Source organism: Paenibacillus selenitireducens, from assembly GCF_002021565.1.
Taxonomy (GTDB): Bacteria; Bacillota; Bacilli; order Paenibacillales; family Paenibacillaceae; genus Paenibacillus_K; species Paenibacillus_K selenitireducens.
In genome coordinates, this window is the sequence record NZ_MSZX01000013.1 from 111319 (window position 1) to 131501 (window position 20183).

Annotated in this window: 16 protein-coding genes and 1 pseudogene; 8 read left to right on the plus strand and 9 right to left on the minus strand. The window is 47.0% G+C overall.

What is annotated here, in order from left to right:
- Positions 1–171 precede the first annotated feature (171 nt).
- From BVG16_RS26280 to BVG16_RS26305, 6 genes are all read right to left on the minus strand, one after another.
- Positions 172–369, minus strand: coding sequence for a YwbE family protein (locus tag BVG16_RS26280; RefSeq protein ID WP_078502177.1), 198 nt, complete (start codon positions 367–369; stop codon positions 172–174).
- 15 nt (positions 370–384) lie between these two features.
- Positions 385–873 (minus strand): translation initiation factor IF-3, encoded by a 489-nt coding sequence (infC, locus tag BVG16_RS26285; protein WP_078502224.1) that lies wholly within the window; start codon positions 871–873, stop codon positions 385–387.
- A gap of 28 nt (positions 874–901) precedes the next feature.
- The gene (locus tag BVG16_RS26290; protein ID WP_078502178.1) at positions 902–1408 is read right to left on the minus strand and encodes a metal-dependent hydrolase; all 507 of its coding nucleotides are present in this window, start codon (positions 1406–1408) and stop codon (positions 902–904) included.
- 81 nt (positions 1409–1489) lie between these two features.
- A complete protein-coding gene (locus BVG16_RS26295) occupies positions 1490–2440 on the minus strand; it encodes an acetylxylan esterase (protein ID WP_078502179.1) in 951 nt (316 codons plus the stop codon).
- A gap of 253 nt (positions 2441–2693) precedes the next feature.
- Positions 2694–3437, minus strand: coding sequence for a tyrosine-protein phosphatase (locus BVG16_RS26300; RefSeq protein WP_078502180.1), 744 nt, complete (start codon positions 3435–3437; stop codon positions 2694–2696).
- A 199-nt stretch (positions 3438–3636) separates the two neighbouring features.
- On the minus strand, positions 3637–4569 hold the full coding sequence (locus BVG16_RS26305) for a manganese-dependent inorganic pyrophosphatase (RefSeq protein WP_078502181.1): 933 nt from the start codon (positions 4567–4569) through the stop codon (positions 3637–3639).
- 1496 nt (positions 4570–6065) lie between these two features.
- Here BVG16_RS26305 and BVG16_RS26310 point away from each other — a divergent pair.
- Both BVG16_RS26310 and BVG16_RS26315 read left to right on the plus strand, forming a co-directional pair.
- On the plus strand, positions 6066–6596 hold the full coding sequence (locus tag BVG16_RS26310) for an RNA polymerase sigma factor (RefSeq protein ID WP_158081804.1): 531 nt from the start codon (positions 6066–6068) through the stop codon (positions 6594–6596).
- Positions 6559–7971 (plus strand): DUF4179 domain-containing protein, encoded by a 1413-nt coding sequence (locus BVG16_RS26315; protein WP_158081805.1) that lies wholly within the window; start codon positions 6559–6561, stop codon positions 7969–7971. Before BVG16_RS26310 ends, BVG16_RS26315 begins: the two co-directional genes overlap by 38 nt.
- A gap of 162 nt (positions 7972–8133) precedes the next feature.
- Here BVG16_RS26315 and BVG16_RS26320 read toward each other — a convergent pair whose 3' ends face one another.
- Positions 8134–11472: a DUF5107 domain-containing protein gene (locus BVG16_RS26320; protein WP_078502184.1), complete on the minus strand. Its 3339-nt coding sequence runs from the start codon at positions 11470–11472 to the stop codon at positions 8134–8136.
- Between the two features lie 186 nt (positions 11473–11658).
- Between BVG16_RS26320 and BVG16_RS26325 the strand changes: the two genes are divergently transcribed.
- The 3 genes and pseudogenes from BVG16_RS26325 to BVG16_RS26335 all read left to right on the plus strand — a co-directional run bounded on the left by BVG16_RS26325 (position 11659) and on the right by BVG16_RS26335 (position 13897).
- Positions 11659–12546, plus strand: a complete 888-nt coding sequence (locus BVG16_RS26325) for an AraC family transcriptional regulator (protein WP_078502185.1) — start codon at positions 11659–11661, stop codon at positions 12544–12546.
- A gap of 39 nt (positions 12547–12585) precedes the next feature.
- A pseudogene (locus BVG16_RS33490) lies at positions 12586–12777 on the plus strand (hypothetical protein); the annotation flags it as partial.
- A gap of 43 nt (positions 12778–12820) precedes the next feature.
- A complete protein-coding gene (locus BVG16_RS26335) occupies positions 12821–13897 on the plus strand; it encodes a Gfo/Idh/MocA family protein (RefSeq protein WP_078502187.1) in 1077 nt (358 codons plus the stop codon).
- A 68-nt stretch (positions 13898–13965) separates the two neighbouring features.
- On the opposite strand, the gene BVG16_RS26340 is transcribed toward BVG16_RS26335, so the two are convergent.
- Entirely contained in the window at positions 13966–14934 is a 969-nt protein-coding gene (locus tag BVG16_RS26340; protein WP_078502188.1) for a quinone oxidoreductase family protein, read from the minus strand.
- Between the two features lie 22 nt (positions 14935–14956).
- Entirely contained in the window at positions 14957–16225 is a 1269-nt protein-coding gene (gene hflX / locus BVG16_RS26345; protein ID WP_078502189.1) for a GTPase HflX, read from the minus strand.
- 713 nt (positions 16226–16938) lie between these two features.
- On the opposite strand from hflX, the gene BVG16_RS26350 reads away from it, so the two are divergent.
- The 3 genes from BVG16_RS26350 (at position 16939) to BVG16_RS26360 (ending at position 19743) form a co-directional block, all read left to right on the plus strand.
- Entirely contained in the window at positions 16939–18417 is a 1479-nt protein-coding gene (locus BVG16_RS26350) for a lytic polysaccharide monooxygenase (protein WP_078502190.1), read from the plus strand.
- 223 nt (positions 18418–18640) lie between these two features.
- On the plus strand, positions 18641–19423 hold the full coding sequence (locus tag BVG16_RS26355) for an N-acetyltransferase (RefSeq protein ID WP_078502191.1): 783 nt from the start codon (positions 18641–18643) through the stop codon (positions 19421–19423).
- 14 nt (positions 19424–19437) lie between these two features.
- Entirely contained in the window at positions 19438–19743 is a 306-nt protein-coding gene (locus tag BVG16_RS26360) for a hypothetical protein (RefSeq protein ID WP_078502192.1), read from the plus strand.
- Positions 19744–20183: the final 440 nt, after the last annotated feature.

The window sequence follows — 20183 nt, forward strand, 5'->3', positions numbered from 1 at the left end:
AATCGTGCAGCAACAAAAAGCATGAGTCTTAAGCTCATGCTTTCCTTGTCATTACGGTGAGAAAAATCTCTACCCTCGGTCCATTCCAATTAGAGCAACCGCTTGTAGAGGTCGTTTTTATCGCCAAATCGAATTTTTTTTCGTTTCGATACGTCGAAACTTTTATACATTCTATTGGGGTAAAATATGTTTCACTCGCCCGACCTGCCCGCTGCTTAAGCGTACTTTGATCCCGTGCGGGTGCTGAGGCGAATTGGTTAGAATATCTTTGACTGTTCCCCGAGTAAGATTCCCGGTTCGCTGATCCTGCTTCAACACAATGTCCACCTCGATACCCGGTCGGATATTGGCGCGTATTTGTCCACTCATGCTGTCACTTCCTTTTTAGCCTTTTGCCTTTACGATGGCGATCACTTGCTTCCCGCTCACTTGAATGCCTTTGTCTAAGCGGCCGACCAGAGCAAGATCGCGGACAAGTTCTTCCACCAGCTTCTTGGCCGGGTCTGTTTTCTTCTTATCCACGAGCACCGTCAGCTGCACGTCATTGCCAGCGGTTAGAATACGTTCGGCTTGACGCTTCTTCGTATCATAATCATGCTCTTCAATGCCGGCATTCATACGGATTTCTTTGAGTTTTGTCCCTGCTGCAGCTTTCCGATCCTTTTGCTTGTCTTTATTCTGCGCAGTTTTATAATCTGACTGACTTACCAATTTGCAGGGTGGGGGACTGGACATCAAGGACATACAGACCAAGTCTACTTTAAGCTCCTTAGCCATCTTCAAAGCTTCTTTGGTCGGAACAACCCCGAGGTCCTCCCCATTCACGCCCGTCAACTGGACTTCGGATGCTTTTATTTTCTCATTCATAATCACCATAACAGGACCTCCAGCTTCTTATTCCTTACCACATGCCCTTCGGCATCAAGAATACGAGCGGAAGGACGATCACTAAGATTAATAATAACGTACGGAACACGATTTCCGCAAAAGACCCCGTATCGATCGCCGCAAATTTGGGCAGCAGACGAAATCTTTTTTTCCAAGGCCATAATAGCGCTACACCTTGTTCATTCAGCATATCAATCAACGGATGTGAAGCATAGGAAAGCATGCAGGTCCAATAGAAAAAATTCGGCAACGGGGACAACAGAAAGTGGAGCCCAATCAGAACCAAAAGCGAATGCGTAAGCGTCCGATGTTTCACGCCAAGAAAATGCAAGATGGAAGATAATGGCAAGAAGATCTTGGCCATCGTGGATCCCTTCTTATCGATATCGGCGAGCGGTCCAGCTAGACATCCAATAAGCAATGCAGCTCCAGACTCCCATGTCAATAAAGGTTGATGAAAATAAATCATGGTGCATTCCGCAGCCAAGGCACCTGCTAGGCTGTGCGTTTTCTGAAGCATAATAAGTCCTCCGTGTTTCTACTAAGCTGTCTTATCCATCGAACAAGAGAACCATATTATAGCAAACATATGATCGCATGACTATTGAATTTGCTGAAGAATAAAATTTAGCACCTTACGGATATGCTTATCTCCCGGCCAATGGCCGCTAAAAGGATAATTAATGATTTGTTTTGGTGCAGAAACTCGATTATACATCGCATACACAGATTCCGGCGGACAGATCGGGTCTTTAAACCCAACACACACCAGAATAGGGATCTCAATCCGGTCTGCAAGATTTTTGTTATCAAAATAACTTAGCGTACGAAGAGCTGCCTGTAAATGATCCGGGTATTGCGCCACGTAGGTAGCTACCTCGGATATCGAACCCGAAGAATTAAAAACCGCCCAATCCAGATGGCACATATTCGGGATATCCGCTACGGCGAACGCATGTCTGCAGCCTAGTGCGCTAACGGCAAGAGCTAACCCGCCGCCCTGGCTCCCCCCGACGACACCCACACGATCCGCATCCACTTCCGGCTGCTCCCGTACCCAGTCGATCGCGCGAATGGCGTCCGTAATTATCCATTTATAGTAACTATCTTCAGGGCTGAGAATCCCCTTCGTCATCCACCCACTCGTCTTGCCTTGCTGTTGAGGCGTCAAATCGCCCGTGTCTCCGCTCTGACCGCGTACATCGATGGAGAACACGGCGAAACCGCTCATGAGGTACGCAGCGAAATGCTCTGGCAACCCTTTATTTCCGTGATAACCATGATAATTAACGATACAAGGATACGATGTCTTGCCGAACACCGTCGGTACCATGTAATGCCCATGAATAGGTGTCCCGTCAATGCCTTGATAGACGACATGATACGCATCGACGCCGCTCATCGGTGTATCCATACGTTCTCGGGAACTATGTAAAGGCGTATTCCGTGTTTCTTCCAGAACCTTGGACCAGAATACGTCCAAATCTTCCGGTGTGGTTACATCTGGTTTGTAATTCTCTAATTCTGCAATCCGCTGTTCGATGAAATTCATAGTATTACGACTCCTATCTTTTTGTCATAGTATATGATAGCTAATCAACACAAAATTTCTATCTTTTTCCATTAAAAACGTCTCATACTATAGAGTAAAAATAAGGTTCCCATGTTTAGTTGTATTCTTTTGATCATTCGATGTCAATAAAAGAGGAGGAAGGCATACATTCAAGTCGGAGTCTGTCCTTCATTTGAGCGCAAAAAAAAGCGAAAGTGGCTATATCCCCATCTTCGCTCTTTCGAATTTCGATCTATTCCATCATTCTGCGCTTTAAGGCATCAATCTCGTCAGGAGATATGCCGATGTAACGAAGATAACCATCTGCTCCATGATACGTCGACTCCATGTATTCTAGCATTTGCAGCATTCCTTCCGGCTCGCTACCCAAGAACATATCATACTGCTCCTCCGTTAGCTGTGCGGGACGATGTGCGCGCAAAGCCGGCATAATCGCTTGTAGACGCTCTGTTGTCAACGCGTAATCTTGAGCAATAACTTCATGGGAGACCCCAGCAAGGCTTAAGAGCAGCGCCGATATTACACCCGTACGGTCTTTTCCTGCCGTGCAGTGGTATAGCACAATTCCGTCCTTGGAACGCGCAATGATCTGCATGACCGAACGAATCGCCTGCTGGGAGTCGTCGAGCATTCCCATATACATCTCTGCCAGGTTCTGAGGCAATTGTTCTGTGCTAATTCCCATGTTCCCCGAAATCAGCGAAATATTCGTATAAGCCACATCCGTACCGGCTGCGAACACGTTCGGTGCTTGCGCCACTTCTTCCTCATATCGTAAATCGATCATCTGGCTCACGCCTAAATCGATGAGCTCTTGGCGATCTGCTGCGGTCAGTTTATGCAGGCTGTCCGCCCGCAATACTTTCCGCCAAGCCGTTTCTTGACCAGAGGCCGTCGGATAACCGCCTAAATCCCGGACATTGCATGCCCCTTCTAACGTAATGTCGCGATTCCATGTGGGGATCGTCGTGTTCATTCACAATTCGCTCCTTTTCCCGTCGTGATGAGTTTTGTCCGTACACCCTATTTAAAATAGTATACACTACTTGGACATTTGATTCCTTTGCCATATTTGTGAAAATCCAATTTTTAGGGAATCTCATCAATAAAAAACGACCTATCCCGGGAAGATAATCTTCCTTCGATAGGTCGCTATATGTCTACGAAATGAATTCTTATTGTGCGTTAAATGTATCCGTCAATACAGGTACGATTTGGGATTTACGGGATACAACGCCTTTTAGAACGGCTTTGTTGTCTTCTAACGTGACGTTGTAAGCTTTCTCTACCACATGCGCTGCGTTACCGAGTGCCAGACCCACGGAATCGTTGTTCAAGATATCTGTAACGACAAGCAAGAACAAATCTAATCCTTTGTTCGCAATGACCGTGTTCAGCGCAGCTTCCAATTCGACTTGGCGGACGAGTACGTCGTTCACGTCAACCGCATTAACTTGCGCGATTTCTACCTTGGCATTCCCCATTTGGAATTCTTTCGCATCCAGCGTGATCAATTGATCGATGGTTTTGTCGCTCAAGTCAGCGCCGGCTTTCAACATTTCAAGACCATAACCATCAGCATCTACGCCGGCAATTACTGCAAGCTCACGAGCTGCAGCTACATCTTGTGCTGTGCATGTTGGAGATTTGAATAGAAGAGAATCTGAAATAATAGCGGATAACATTAATCCTGCAATTTTCTTATCGATCGCAATGCCATTTTCTTTGTACATTTTATTCAAAATCGTGGCTGTACAACCTACAGGTTCTGCACGGTAGTAAAGAGGGCCGCTTGTCTCGAAATTCGCAATTCGGTGATGATCGATCACTTCGATCACGCGAACTTTCTCGATATCTGAAGCACTTTGTTGGCGCTCATTATGGTCGACGAGGATGACTTCCTTCGCTTCATTCGCAACCGTCTCTACAAGACGAGGCGCTTCCACTTGGAAATGATTCAACGCATATTGCGTTTCGCCGTTCACTTCGCCAAGACGAACCGGTTCCACTGTAAAACCTAATTTTGTTTTCAAATCCGCGTAAGCAATCGCAGAACAGATTGTATCTGTATCTGGGTTTTTGTGTCCGAAAATCAATACTTTTTCCATGATCTGACTCCTTATTTAACGATTTATTGTGAGAAAAGTATAACGTACATGTCGCTTAACAATCAAGATTATACCTTGAAACTACGTTTATTCCAATCCCTTTAATAGGGATAATGGAGAAGAACCTCTACCGTCGGTCCTTTCGAAAATGAGCGACCGCGTCGACCGCGTTGACTTCCCTCGAGGCGCTCGGGTGATTCAGCTGCAAGAAGGCGAGCGGCAATTCAACTCATGGTTGCGCCTGGCGGATGGGTCTGTTGTCCATGAACAACCTGAACATGGTCCCACTGCGATAAAAGAGACGCTAGCTCTGTAAAATTTATGACAAGTGAATGTTGATTCTTAACGAAGTAACCTGATCCCAGTATTTCATCGGATTAAACCAGGGGTTTTTCCAATGTCTATTCTAAAGGGTGTACTTCATATTTTGGGCGGCAGGTTATTTTTTTCATGACATTTTTATATTAAATTTTTTGTAAGTAAAGTGTGAAAAACCGTCAGAGGATCACCCGACGGCCCTTTATTGTGTGAACCTATACGTTAGTGGATAGGAGAGATAGGTCGGTGGATAGGAGCGATGGGTAGGTGTTTCAGTTCAGCTGTCGTAGATACGAAATCTTGGCAAATTATATAAGCTTTTTGTGTATAACGGACACGAGAGACCTTATTGTTTACTATGCTCATAGATTTTCCATTTTTCGGACTCAGATACCCTTATTCCATTCGAATCATGAGTATATAGCTTAGGTTTCGCATGATAAGAGCTGCTGTGTCCGTTTACCCTGCATTTTGAGTGCTTTTGGCATCATTAAGGTCTCCTGTGTCCGTTAATTTCTCGCTCTGTTCCCTGTACCCTGATTTGATTCGGCAATCTCTCGAAAAGCTATAATTTGTGTGAACCTATACGTTGGTGGATAGGAGAGATAGGTCGGTGGATAGGAGCGATGGGTAGGTGTTTCAGTTCAGCTGTCATAGATACGAAATCTTGGCAAATTATATAAGCTCTTTGTGTATAACGGACACGAGAGACCTTATTGTTTGCTATGCTCATAGATTTACCATTTTTCGGACTCAGATAACCTTATTCCATTCGAATCATGAGTATATAGCTTAGGTTTAGCATGATAAGAGCTGCTGTGTCCGTTCACCCTGCATTTTGAGTGCTTTTGGCATCATTAAGGTCTCCTGTGTCCGTTAATTTCTCGCTCTGTTCCCTGTACCCTGATTTGATTCGGCAATCTCTCGAAAAGCTATAAATTCTAGAATATTGCGAAAAACCTCTACCCTCGGTCCATTCCAAATTGAGCGACCGCGTTTAGAGGTGGTTTTTATCGCCAAATAGAATTTTATTGCAATACGTCGAAACTTTTAAAATTCTATTGTGGTCGAATATTAGACAATTTTCGTTATGATTAAGAGGATAACAATATTTGTATAATTTTAGGGAACCAAATGCCCTCGAGATGCATAGTAGCTTCAGAAAGGACGGTGGACACATGCTGCCCGAGGAATTGGAGCAATGGTCAGATCGATATGCCCAGCGCTTAGTTCGATTAGCTTATACCTATTCACGGGACTGGGGAAGTGCGGAAGATCGCGTACAGGATGCATTTCTCAAAGCCTATCAGGTCAGGCACCAATATCGAGCCGAACGCGGAGAACTATTTTCATGGCTCGCCAAAATTGTCATTAATGAATGCCGTATGATGGTTCGCCGCAGCTGGCGTGAACGCGTCATGGACATCCTGCCCGAACGTTCATCCGAGAGCACAGAAGATCTCTATCTAGCGCATCTCAGCAAACAACAGATATACCAGACTGTACTCGAGCTACCTGAATTTGTTCGCACCCCCATCGTATTGCACTATTATGAAGACCTGTCGGTGGAGGAGATTGCGCAGATCATCGGTAAGCCATCCGGTACGATCAAATCTCGTCTTTGGCGCGGTCGTGCCCGCTTACGTCAAATGCTAGAGGAGGAGCATGCTCATGGACCATCCCATCAGACAATCGAAAAGCTGCTATGAAGAAGAACTATTGAATCTACCGGTGTTCAAGCAAAAGCTTGCGGATCGGATGGACATCGAAAAAATTGAACGTCCTATACTACATACCGCTACTTCTCTAAGACCTCGATGGATTACTGCTGTAACGGCTATTGCGGCGCTGTGCCTCATCACTTTCGTCTATCCGACGGTCGCAGAATACTTCAATTCGTTCCAGAACGATAGATTTGATCCTGGGATTACAACGGCTGTTGCGAATGGATACAGCCAGAAGATCGATCAATCCGTGACAGACCAAGGAATTACGCTGCATGTCGCTGACATCTTAATTGACTCTATGCGGCTGGTTGTATCGTATGAGGTAGAACAAAATGGAGAACGCTCTCCCGATATTTTGTATGGGGCATATGCTCTGACAGACCTTGACGGCAATAAGATATCGGGCTCCTCCTTGATAGGTACAGGATTTGATAAAGATCAATCCTTCGGTTACTTCCAGTTGAATCTTCCGTCAACAGAGGAGCAACAGCTTCTTCTGCATGTGGATATTCATAAGATTCAAACCTATTGGAATCCGGAACCTCATGGAACTGAACACGTGACTTCCGGGAATTGGAACCTGACTATCCCTATCGATCTTAGCCAAAGTAAAGAAGCAACCCGCGGCTTTGCCGTTGAAGAGGATTATACAAGCCCATCTGGTGACATCCTTACCTTACAGCAATTTACATTCGCACCGAGCATGATACGTTTCCAAATCGATAGTAAGAACCCTTTTATTTCTGATTTCGGTTATGAAATTAAAGATGAACGTGGAGATACTGTCTTGTACTATGACCCTTTGAACAATATTAAGCTTTGGACTTGGCTCTCGTTCCAGTCCATGGTTGATCCGAAAAACCAAGAGATCACACAATATTTTAGCAATATTGCACCGCTTCCTGCGGGCCAACGCTATACACTTGAAATAAATGGCGTGTGGAGAGTTGAACCGATTAACTTTGCTATCCCTTTAGATTCCGCCGCAACGGAGCAGAAGCCTATATTGGGAGCCTATCAAGATAGCGGGTTTGCCATTACTAAATTCGAAATGACCCCCGATTCATCCGATCAAACGTTCACGGTAACTGTTGATCTTCATGGGGACAAGCTTCCTTATTCCTGGAATCTTGCATGGAAATTGGAAGACGAGCATGGGACTCGTTATGCCATAACTTATCCTGAAAGCAAAACAGGGCTACCTTTTAGTTTTAATAACGATCGAAGCTATAAAATAGACGAAACCCTAGTTTTCAAAGACATCCCAAGCGGCCAAAAGTCCTTGAAGTTAATTCTCGAAAACTTTCCCCACCATGAAGCGTTGAACTGGAAGATTCCTTTCACCGTTCCGAAATAATGGATGAGAAAAACCTCTATCGAAGTCCATTCCAAGTTGAGCGACCGCGTTTAGAGGTAGTTTATATCGCCAAATAGAATTTTACATTGCAATACGTCGAAACTTTTATAAATTCTATAGTGGTAAAAAGAGCAGAGGCCTGTGCCCCTGCTCTTCATCATCCTATGAGATTAAATTGCGATGTACCCAAGCCCCTTGGTGGTTGACTTGATTCCGTGTGACGAGCTCAAATTCTTGCGTCGCTTCCTCGACTTGCCCAAGTCCAAGCAATCCAAGTCCGCGCATATAATGGCAGTGAATCTGGTTGCGTTCGTTCATATCATCCTCGAAGACCAGGAAGTCTGGCAAGGATACCGCAAAGTAATCAATTTTCACGTCATCAAAAATATGCTTCTCTGCGTAATCGATCAGCTTATTGAAGCGACGTTTCGCTTCTTTGTCGTTCTGCAGCTTCAGCCATGCCATTCCTTGATAGAAAATCATATCTGGCGGTTGGTCATTGTAGTACATGGCGCTCGCAGGTTCTTCCAAGCCTTCCGAGGCGATACGGAAGCACTCTACCGCTTGCTCCTGCTGTCCTAAAGCTTCATAAGCACATCCGAGATAATAATAGATATTGTTCTCTTGCGCGCCATGCAGCTTCCCTTCTCCAAGATTCTCCGGATATACAAGCGCTTGGTTCAACAGCGCAACCGCCTGCTCCCATTGCCCTTCGGTAATTGCACGTTTGCCTAACTCCACATGAGCGAAGACGTATTGGCCTGTTACTTTGCCCTCGCCGCCTTCCCATGGATGGAAGATACGTCCCGCCAGAGCCTCAACGGCCTGCTTATGCTTGCCTTGCGCGTTCAATAGCGTCACATACTCAACATATAAGTCATCCCGTTTCTCGACTAATGCTGGATGCTCTTCCAATTTCGCAAATCGGCGTTCAGGCGCATAGTTCAGCTTTTTATACAACTGATCCAATTCATAGAATACGCGGGCATCTGCCGTGTTGCATGCAAAGGCTTGTTCCAGCGATGCCAGCGCAGCTTGCGGTTGGTTCTGCTTGTTGTAATAGGCTAATGCGAGATTGCGGTGGGCCGTCGCGAACGTATTGCAGATCGCAACCGAAGCTTCCCAATGCGCTACAGCATCGGCATGACGTTTCTTGTCATATAGAAGGTTCCCGAGATAATAATGAGCCTTATCATCTTCCTTATTCGCGGCAATCGCGGTTTCCAGCAACCGAAGTTCCATGAGGCTGTTCGGGAAGCAATAGTCCGGCGTTGCGATTCGACCCGCTTGACGATACCGTGCGGCTTCCTCACCACGCCCCAATTGTTCATGTACATAGCCAAGGGCATAATGCAGCATTGGATAGATGTCCGCCTTATCGCTTGCAATCACGCGTTCCAGAACCTGTGCCGCTTCCTCAAAGAGACCGCACTCGATATAATCCGTCGCTAGATTCAGGTAGTTGTGTGCATTGCCACGCATTAAGCGGGCTAATTCTTCATGTACCGCCGCAGCTTCGGCTGCTTGACCTAACACGGACAGCGCCAAGTACATTTCGTTCGATGCCCCGAAATCTGCGATATCGAGTGTCAATGTCTCGCGGGCAAATGCCAAGGCTTCTTCTGCACGACCAAGCTTGCGAAGAATGGCCGCTTTTAAATTACGCGCTTTATAGTTATGTGCATTGCGAATCAATGAGCGCCCCACCAATTCCAGCGCTTCTGCATAGGCTTGTTTCTCGCTAGCGATTTGCGCTAATGCGAAGTATCCACTATCCTGCCAAGCCGCAGACCATACCGCTTTATAGAAAGCTGTGAAGGCTTCCTCCAGACGTCCCTGCCACTTCAAGCACATGCCCAACTGGAAATAAGCTTCGCTATCGTACGGGTTCGGGTTGCGCCAAGTTAAGGATTGCACGGCCTGACGGAAATACTTCTCGCTCTCTGCGAACAATCCGCGGCGAAGCAATAAGGTTCCGTATGCGACATTGATGCGGATATCGCTTGCATCCCGCTTCAACCCTTCCAAGTAGTATGATTCCGGCTCGTAGGTCGCATGGCGATACTGCTCCAAATGCTGTCCCGCAAGATACAGCTGTTCGTTCGTTTTCAATTCTTCCGGCTCAGGCAGCGGTGTAGCTGCATCCGGCACTTGCTCAATGTCAGGCTTCTTCGGTTGGTAGGCAATCAATAAGGCTCCGTTCGCATCGTATACCGATACGATCAAATCATGCGGCGCATCTTCCTCATCGAGTGTCACAATCGATTTGAACGTGGAGGTTGGCGATAATTCCACGGTCTCTTGGACGTATACGCGACGTTTGCCTTTCAATTTGACGACCGCACCTTGGAATACGGATGTCGCGTAGGCTTGAACCACCGCTTGACCCGCTGCTTCATCCACCTCAAGGTTGACGGCTGCGTCAATCGAGGCATTTTTTACGACACCGATGTCTTTATACGGCATGAAATATTGCTTGAAGGATTTCTCTTCATACGGCTGTAGCCACGTGAAATCTGGTTGGTTATCCGTGAACACGCCTGTCATTAATTCGATGTAAGGACCGTCTTCATCGGTCAAATTGCGATCCCAAGCTTGCCCGAATTCCCCATTCCCCCAAGTCCATTGCTTTTTACCCGGAGACACGTGATGATTCGCTACATGCAGCAAGCCCGCCCCTACGCCATGGTCATATCCACCGACAAAGTTATAATCCGATTTATACGCCATATACGATGTCGGCACAGGAATGTTCTTATAACGCGAAATATCCACGCCTTCTGAATAATCCATTTTGTAATACGTGCCGGTTGCAATCGGAAATCTCGATACATCCCGCTTCCCGTGGTCGAATACCGCTGTAACGTCCGGCGGGAACACGGATTGCGTATGATCATTCACCGCTACGGCTGGATTCGCCCACCAGAGGAACGTCTGCGCTTGCGCCGTACGGTTGTACATTTGCGCACTAATTTCGATATAGGCCTTGCCTGGATACAATGTAAAACCGGTTGTCACCTTCGTTCCGTACATCCGGTCGATTTCACTGACCCATACGGTAGCGCTTCCATCTTGATTCTCGGTATACCGGTACTCCACGTTGCCATACGTATTCGGGCGGTGATGCTGTGGCCAGTTGAACTCAATGCCTCCTGAGATCCAAGGACCTGCAAGACCTACCAGAGCCGGCTTAATCACTTGATTATAATAAACGAAGTCGTATGCATTGGTTTTATCAACTGCCCGATAGATACGACCTCCAATTTCCGGCATGATCTCAATGCGCACATATTCATTTTCCAAGAAAACCATATGGTAAGCTTGATCGGCCTTTTCATCCTCAATTTTATCGATAACGGGATGAGGATAGACACGACCTGAACTTCCCTGATATACGCGCTTCTCTAGAAACATCGGATTCTTATCCGGCTGTCCCACGCCATAAGTCGGAATGACGACTTCTTCCTCCCATACACGAACAACCTTGTCTTGATGATTCATCTCACATTCCCTCCTTCGGTGATCTTGATATGATCATACCGTCTAACCAAGACGATTCCAATTGACGAAATGCGGTTCATCATGGATTATATTCTTATTCAATGAATTCGTTATCCATTGTTACAAGGTCAATTATAGATATAGATGAATCATCTTCTGATTTCAAAATATTTGGAGGTTATCCCTATGGAACCTATACAGAAACAGGAAGGCTTCGTCAAAGAGAAACTATTCATTCTTCCCGAATACATGAGCGACGAACTGCAGCAAGGAGAACTCACCCGGTCCTTGTATATTAGCGACATCGGGTATTTCCCGCATGCGCAATATCATTACCGCGAACGGCCGGAGGGCTGTGACAGCCACATTGTCATTTGCTGCGCCGAGGGCGAGGGGTGGATTGAGACCCATGGAGATCGTGTCGAGCTTATGCGTCAGCACCTGATGGTCATTCCTGCCGGAACGCCTCACCGTTACGGCGCTTCTTCGCAGCAGCCCTGGAGTATCTACTGGTTTCATATCCAAGGAGAACATGCCGCAGCACTGATTCACCTATTCGGGATGGATGCGGGACCGCTTCAATTATCAATCAGTACTTTCACCCATTTCACCGAGCTGTTCAATCAGTGCTATGACATTCTATCGGATAAGTCTTACGCGATTTCGGCGCATGTTCATGCCGCTCAGACCATGAGACATCTGCTCAGCAGCATTGGCATGAGTTCCTCCAGATCCGGCCAAGATCAGAAAAGCGAGCGGTACTTGGAGTACGCCATCCGCTATATGACCGAGCATATGAATGAGACGATAAAGCTTGACGAGCTAGCGAAGCATATCGGACTCTCGAAGCAGCATCTGATCTATACCTTCAACCGGGAGACGGGCTTCGCGCCAATCGATTACTTCCTGCGGATGAAAATGCAGCGTGCTGGTCAGATGCTAGACTTAACCGATCTTAGTATTAAGGAAGTGGCGGGTTCTATCGGCATGACAGATCCATACTACTTCTCCCGACTATTCAAAAAAATAACGGGGCACTCGCCCACCGACTACCGCAATATTCCGAAAGGATAGCACGTGAAGATGCAGCCGCAGACCTATCTCCTTCACTTTCGAATGGACAAAGCTTGCGAACTGATGGGCAATCCTGAACTCACGATCGCAGATATTTCCCGTTCTGTTGGGTATAACGACCCCTTATTGTTCTCTAACGAACCATCCGACAATATTCGGCAGGAGATGGACGATGTACGGCTGTTGATGCCGCTGCAAATCGAGTGTACTATGAGGGGTAAGCGTGTATAAGCTGCATCACATGACGAAATGAAGACCAAGAGGAGTGTGACCGATGAAACCTGTTCGTTTCAGTATCATTGGCGGAGGCTGGAGAGCCCATTTCTATCTGCGGTTAGCAAAAATGCTGCCTCATCTCTTTGAAGTTAGCGGGGTGTATGTGCGAGATTCGGATAAACGCCAGCAGCTGCAAGCCGCGTGGAACGTGAATACCCCCTCGACGCTGGATAAGCTGCTGAACGCCTCCGACGCCGACTTTATCGTCCTATCGATTTCTAAGCAGGCCGTCGCGCCTATGCTGCTAGAGCTTGCATCCACCTCCATCCCGATCTTAGCAGAGACGCCTCCGGCAGCAAATCTGGAGCAATTGCTCCATCTCGTTGCCAATATGCCTGCAAACGCGCGGATCCAAGTCGCCGAACAGTACCCCTTCTATCCGCATAATCAAGCCCGAACCGCATTACTCGCTGCTGGGAAGTTAGGAGAACCGGTTCATCTGCAAGTTTCAGCCGGACACGGCTATCACGGCATGAGTCTCATACGAAGATGGCTTGCACTCGGGAATGAAGAATGTACGATTACCGGTCAACGCTTTGAATCGAGCATTATGGAAGGGCCTTACCGTGAGCAATTGCCGCAAGAAGAACGATTCGTGGCCTCCTCACAGGATGTCGCTCTCTTCCAGTTCGAAGGGGGACGCAGTGCCGTATTCGACTTTACGAGAGAGCAATACTTCTCGCCAATTCGCCAGAATCGAGTCCTGATTCGGGGAACCAAAGGCGAAATTATCGATAACCGCGCTTACTATATGGCCGATTTCGAGACACCGATCCAAGGAAAGTTCACCCGCATACAATCCGGGGGCGAAGGAAGCTTAGGACCTTTATCGTTAGAGGGCATCGTCTTTGAAGGAGATTGGCTCTACCGTAACCCCGTTCACCCGACGGCTTTCACAGATGAAGAGCTGGCGATGACGCAAGTCCTGCTGCACATGGCGGATTATGCGCGGCAAGGCATTTCTACATATTCGTTCATGGATGCCTGTCTGGACACCTACCTCGCATTCATGATGGATGAGGCGATACATACAGGGCATCGCGTCGTTGCTGACTTATCTTTTATTCGTAAATGAGAAAAGCCGAGGGAACGCATGCTGCATGCGTCCTGCTCGGCTTTCTTTGTTCAATACAGTCTCTACCTCTAAGGGATCATCAAGATCTTGCCCGTACTTGTACGGCTCTCCAGCAATCGATGCGCCTCCGCGCCCTCGGCGAGCGTAAATAACTTCGGCTCTTCGATGCGCAGGCGCCCCTGACGAATCTCCTCAAACAGTGCATCCGCACGTTCGATCCGGTTCGCTCGGGTCGTCACATGGTTCCACAGATCTCCGCCTGTTAACGTCTTCGAGGTATCCATGAGCATCCGCGGATCTAAAAATACCGGGTCACCGCCAGCCATGCCGTAGAATACGACCGTCCCCTTGGTCCGCACGGCCGCAAAACTATCCATTAGCGTAGAACCGACGGAGTCATATGCTACATACATCCCGTTTCCATCATGCGACCAACGGATGGCCTCATTCACCCAATCCTGATTATACAATAGCACCTCATCGGCCCCTGCTCCGAGCGCCGCTTCACGTTTGGCTGATGATGACGTCAAGCCTAGAACGCGCGCACCTTTGCTCTTGCCGAACTGGACGAGAATCTGCCCTACGCCGCCTGCAGCCGCATGAACAAGCATATCGTCGCCCGATTGAATCCGGTAACTGTCATTCACCAAGTAATGTGCCGTCATCCCTTGCAATAAGACGCTTGCCGCTTGTGCATACGTAATATCCTGCGGCAGAGGAATCGCCTTCTCGACCGGAACGGCAACTAATTCTGCGTTGGCATAAGGAACATCGGCAAACGCAATACGTTCCCCCACTTGAATCGCTGTGACGTCGGATGCCACTTGTTCCACAATTCCAGAGCCCTCGTACCCGAGAATATAGGGTGGAATCCCCGCCAAATGATAGTTCCCCCGTCTCCGATAGATATCGGCAAAGTTCAGACCTACTGCTTTGAGGCGAACCATGACGGTCCCTGGCTCGAGTTGAGGATCAGGAACTTCCATGTACCGCAGTACCTCAGGATCGCCAAACTGATAGAATACTAAAGCTTTCATACGCACCTTCCACTCCTAGCGGTTACGCTTCTTGAATCACATATTCCTGGTATCTCTCCGCATCGATAGCTTTGCATTCCATCGTCAGCTTCGTTCCTTCATTCTCATATGTGGTGTCCAACACATTTGCGTGTTCGTTGAAATATGACACCAAGCTTCCTTTATCATAAGGGATGAGCATTTCGCATGTGACATAATCGTTGAAAATATGCTTCCGGATGACGCCCACTAATTCGTCGATACCAATACGCGGCTTCGCAGCCAAATTCACGCGATCCTCTTGAACACTTGGCAATTCACAGTCAATCAGATCGGACTTATTATACGCATAAATCGTCTCGATATCTTGTACGCCGATATCTTTGAGGGTATTATTTGTAATTTCGATATGCTGCTCTACATTCGGATTCGAATGATCTACGACATGAATCAACAGGTCCGCTTCTGCCACTTCTTCTAAGGTCGAACGGAACGCTTTTACTAAATGATGGGGCAGCTTGCTTACGAACCCAACGGTATCTGTGAGCAGGAATGATTTATTATCGGGCAACGGAATGTTGCGAATGGACGTTTCCAGCGTCGCGAAGAGCATATCTTTCTCGAACACTTGTTTCGCTGCCGTTGGATTATATTTCTCCACCAAGGCATTCATGATCGTCGATTTCCCAGCATTGGTATATCCAACTAACGAGACAACCGGGACATCGTTTTTCTTGCGCTGTTTGCGTTGGGTCTGACGATGAGCAACCAGCTGCTCCAGCTCCCGGTTCAGAATCGTAATCTTCTCTTCAATCCGACGACGGTCCAGCTCCAGCTTCGTCTCCCCGACCCCTTTATTTTTCGTTCCGACACCGCCGCCTTGGCGGCCTAACGATGAACGCAAGCCGATCAATCGAGGCAGCATGTATTGCAACTGGGCAACCTCTACTTGCAGCTGCGCTTCCTTCGTTTTGGCGCGTTGGGCGAAGATATCTAAGATCAGAATCGTACGGTCAATCACTTTGCAGTCCAAATCCGCCTCTAGATTACGAATTTGAGAAGGCGATAGCTCATCGTTGAAGATGACCAAATTCGCTTCATGCGCTTCCATCAAAGCGATCACATCCTGAATCTTACCTGTTCCGATATAATGCGATGAGGTCACCTTCGGTAAATTCTGCGTGACGACCCCGACGACCTCGACATCACATGCCTCGGCTAAATTGCCTAGCTCCTCCATCGAATATTCAAAATCGGATTGCTGATTCAAGTTCACGCCGACCAAAATAGCTTTTTGTATAAGTTGTTCCATCTATTCATTCCTCCATTTATTCAACAAAATAAAAAAACACAGGCACACTGCCTGTGTTCATCGCAAACGGGTGGGATACAACAAATAGGCCGGTAGAAAAGCAGTGTACGCACATCGGCATACCTCGCCCTTCTATCCCAGCACATCTGCTCCTCGGATAAGGATTATGGAAATCCACTATTATGATAACTATAGGTTCCTGGATAATAGACAGACCAATCCCGTTCGCTCTGCACACAAGCAGAGTCTTTGAGCACTATTCAATTAGCGGCACAAAGCTTGAAAACGTAATCTGATCCAATTAATCACTCGGAACCCTCCGTTCAATTGTACGCAGAAATGCTCACGCTCCAAATCAGGGCAATGATGAATCATATCTGCTTATTATCACCGATTGTAGCACATGAATACGTCTTACACAAATGAAATCGATCTCCCGTTTAACTTTCCCGTATCCTAAAAATTTTTTCTTCACACCTTCAAATTCGTGGGTTCATAGGAAAAAAGTACCATCAAATGGTCGACTTGCCTATTCTGTGTAAAGATAGTTATCCGTACCTGCCTGATTAGTTACAAGGTCACATATACACACCAAGAGGTCGAATTTTATAATTTAAGTAAGGACTGGAGGTGACTCATTCATACAATATACGACATACGACCTGCAACGACACGTCGTACACAACATCTCTCACCATTAAAGGAGGAAAAAAATGACATCTTCATTATTTCGTAACCGCGCTTTACACCAGAAAACCAAGTTTATCGCAACATTCGGATTTATTCTCGTGGGACTAGCCTGCTCGCTGGCTTTCGCCAAAGGTGCTTCCGCGCACGGCTATATTGAGTCTCCATCAAGCCGTGCAGCCTTGTGCGCGACAGGCGTGAACAAGGACTGCGGACCCACCCAATATGAACCGCAAAGCGTTGAAGGGAAAGGCGGATTTCCTGCTTCCGGCCCGGTTGACGGCCAAATTACAGGTGGTGGAAAATACCCCGAGCTGTATGCTCAGACGCCAACCCGTTGGTCCAAGGTTACGCTAAAAGGCGGGAAGAACACCTTCACTTGGAAGCTGACAGCGCCGCACAGCACGGCAGAGTGGAAATATTACATCACGAAAAAAGATTGGGATACGAACAAGCCGCTGGCCCGTCAAGATCTTGAGCTTCTCGCTACCTTTAACGATGGAGGAGCCATGCCATCTCCTTCAACTTCCCATGTCGTTGAACTCCCTACAGATCGCAGCGGATATTATCTCGTTCTAGGCGTCTGGGAAATTGCAGATACAGGCAATGCCTTCTATCAAGTCATTGACGTCAATCTCGTGAATGACGGGACTGGACCTAGTACTCAACCGCCGACGGTACCTGGGCAAGTCGTATCGACTGCACAGACCACATCGAGCATTACCTTGCAGTGGTCTGCTTCCATCGCAAGTGAGGGTATCAAGAACTATGAAGTATATCGGAACGGCAAGCTGGTTGGAACACCAAGCCAAACGACCTATACAGATACAGGGTTAACCGCAAATACGGCTTACAACTATACGATTAAAGCCGTTGATAACAAAGGGAATGTATCGCCAGCTTCTGCGACCGTTACAGCCCAAACCTTAAAAGAGGATACCGTCATTCCGGTTACACCTCCTACAGGTCTACATGCCCATATGTCAACGAAGAACAGCATCATGATCATGTGGTCTGCCTCCACCGCAACGAACGGAATCAAGAATTATGAAATCTACCGAAATGGTACTTTGGTAGGAACTGCGACAGAGACGATGTATGACGATACAGGCCTTACAGCGAACACGTCTTATACCTATACGGTTCGCGCTGTAGACACCTTAGGGAACAAATCACAATCTTCCGCTGCGTTAACGGCAGCAACGTTGCCGGATAGTGGCGGCGGTAACCTCCCAGCCTGGGATGCGACGAAGATTTATGTAGCCGGCGACAAAGTCCAATATGACGGACTGGAGTACCAAGCCTCTTACTGGACCCAGAACAACCGTCCGGATTCCTCCGATGCTTGGAAGCTGCTTAGCAACGCAACACCGGAGTGGAACAGCACCAAAGCGTACACAGGCGGCAGCAAAGTCACCTATAACGGGATCGTATATGAAGCAAAATGGTGGACCAAAGGGGAACAACCGGATCAATCCGATGTCTGGAAAGCCGTTCAGAACTAATTTCATGACATGTAATGTCTTTTATAGGTAAAAAATTCGATTCATACTACGATGAGGATACCGATGTTTCGGTATCCTTTTTGGTATGCCGACGTAGCTTGAACTAGACATCCTGTTGTCGAGTTGGATGCGGTATGATTAGATGGACATTCGACATTCGATGCGCTTCCCATCAAGGTATGTCAAGGATCCCTCTAGCACATGATGTAAAAGGAGAATGTAGATGAATATAAAAAACGTGACGTTGGACAACATTGATCATGAGCATATATGTTGTGCGATTGTCGATAAAAAAGGAGACACTGGCGTTTCCTCCAAGAAGGCTTGGCTAAAACAGCGGTTTGCAGACGGGTTAGTATTTAAAAAACTGGATGTCAGAGGCAAAGTTTTCATCGAATATATCCCTGCTGAATTCGCATGGTGTCCTTTGCATGCAGATCACTATATGCACATCAACTGCTTTTGGGTATCCGGGCAATTCAAAGGACAAGGCTATGCGAACCAGCTTCTAGCTGAATGTATTGCAGACGCGAAGGCACGTGGTAAGATGGGAATAACGGTGCTGTCATCCACGAAAAAAATGCCGTTTCTATCCGACCCCTCCTATTTGAAGCATAAAGGATTCATGGTCGCGGATACGGCAAGCCCATATTATGAATTGTTATATCTCCCGTTTGGCGACAACGCGCCTGTCCCTCAATTCAGAGAATCTGCGAAGAAGGGGACAACCGAAGAAACAGGAATGGTTCTGTATTACTCCAATCAATGTCCACATACGGATAAATACGCCCCCCTCCTGCAACAAATCGCAGAACAACGGGGAACAACCGTCAAGCTTATTCGATTCGAGACAACCGAGCAGGCTCAGCAGGCTCCTGCCCCGTTCACGACATATAGCTTTTTCTTCGACGGTGAATTTGTCACCAATGAAATTTGGAGTGAAAAGAAATTCATCAAGTTTCTAGATGAAAAAGGATTTGAAGCAATTCTACACCAGGAAAAATAAGGAGAACCCGTCACATGGCATTCGGAATTCGTAGACAAGAATTACAGCAATGGAAAGAAACCGTGTCTCGCGGCGAGATTGCATATATCACTCACTTCTGGCTCGACCCGCGCTTTCCTGGGATCACCACGGTGACCAAAGTCGGATGCTCCGATATCACGAAGCTCGCCGCTTGGTGCACGGCAAATGAATTGCCAGCCAAGTATATTCATCACCGTGATGCCTATCCACATTTCGATCTCATAGGCCCGAAGCAAATCGAAATTCTGAAGAGAGAGCAATTGTGGGATCAAATTGAACGATTCAGGCTGTTGGATTGATCCTGCAGCCTGCCACAATAATTCTTCTAGTTTGATATCTTCATGCATAATTTCTTCATGTACAATAGCTTCATACATAATATCCTCATGCACAAGCTGAAACGCCTACGGGGACCTTTCAACTTACGGCGACCTTTTCAAAGACGGCAAACGTTTGAAAATTGATGCACTGAAGTAGGCTCGACGTGCTATGTTGGATTTTTGCAATATACCACACGCGTTGGAACTTTTTTATTCGCCTATATTGGATCTTTACAGTATAGCCTCCGCTAACTGGGAGCTATAGACGATTTATGCTTATTTATATTGGATTCATCCAATATAGCTCATGAAATCGAGCCAAAAATTCTAAAGTTAGTGGATTTATCCATTATAGCGAGTGATGCAACTGAGCTAGTAATGCAACTAAAAAAATGAACCCTCGGTTCCCAAAAACCTAT

Coding starts and splice junctions, on each gene's coding strand:
- BVG16_RS26280 (WP_078502177.1), bottom strand. CDS start 369: ATGAGTGGACAAATACGCGCCAATATCCGACCGGGTATCGAGGTGGAC.
- BVG16_RS26290 (WP_078502178.1), bottom strand. CDS start 1,408: ATGCTTCAGAAAACGCACAGCCTAGCAGGTGCCTTGGCTGCGGAATGC.
- BVG16_RS26295 (WP_078502179.1), bottom strand. CDS start 2,440: ATGAATTTCATCGAACAGCGGATTGCAGAATTAGAGAATTACAAACCA.
- BVG16_RS26300 (WP_078502180.1), bottom strand. CDS start 3,437: ATGAACACGACGATCCCCACATGGAATCGCGACATTACGTTAGAAGGG.
- BVG16_RS26305 (WP_078502181.1), bottom strand. CDS start 4,569: ATGGAAAAAGTATTGATTTTCGGACACAAAAACCCAGATACAGATACA.
- BVG16_RS26310 (WP_158081804.1), top strand. CDS start 6,066: ATGCTGCCCGAGGAATTGGAGCAATGGTCAGATCGATATGCCCAGCGC.
- BVG16_RS26315 (WP_158081805.1), top strand. CDS start 6,559: ATGGACCATCCCATCAGACAATCGAAAAGCTGCTATGAAGAAGAACTA.
- BVG16_RS26320 (WP_078502184.1), bottom strand. CDS start 11,472: ATGAATCATCAAGACAAGGTTGTTCGTGTATGGGAGGAAGAAGTCGTC.
- BVG16_RS26325 (WP_078502185.1), top strand. CDS start 11,659: ATGGAACCTATACAGAAACAGGAAGGCTTCGTCAAAGAGAAACTATTC.
- BVG16_RS26335 (WP_078502187.1), top strand. CDS start 12,821: ATGAAACCTGTTCGTTTCAGTATCATTGGCGGAGGCTGGAGAGCCCAT.
- BVG16_RS26340 (WP_078502188.1), bottom strand. CDS start 14,934: ATGAAAGCTTTAGTATTCTATCAGTTTGGCGATCCTGAGGTACTGCGG.
- hflX (WP_078502189.1), bottom strand. CDS start 16,225: ATGGAACAACTTATACAAAAAGCTATTTTGGTCGGCGTGAACTTGAAT.
- BVG16_RS26350 (WP_078502190.1), top strand. CDS start 16,939: ATGACATCTTCATTATTTCGTAACCGCGCTTTACACCAGAAAACCAAG.
- BVG16_RS26355 (WP_078502191.1), top strand. CDS start 18,641: ATGAATATAAAAAACGTGACGTTGGACAACATTGATCATGAGCATATA.
- BVG16_RS26360 (WP_078502192.1), top strand. CDS start 19,438: ATGGCATTCGGAATTCGTAGACAAGAATTACAGCAATGGAAAGAAACC.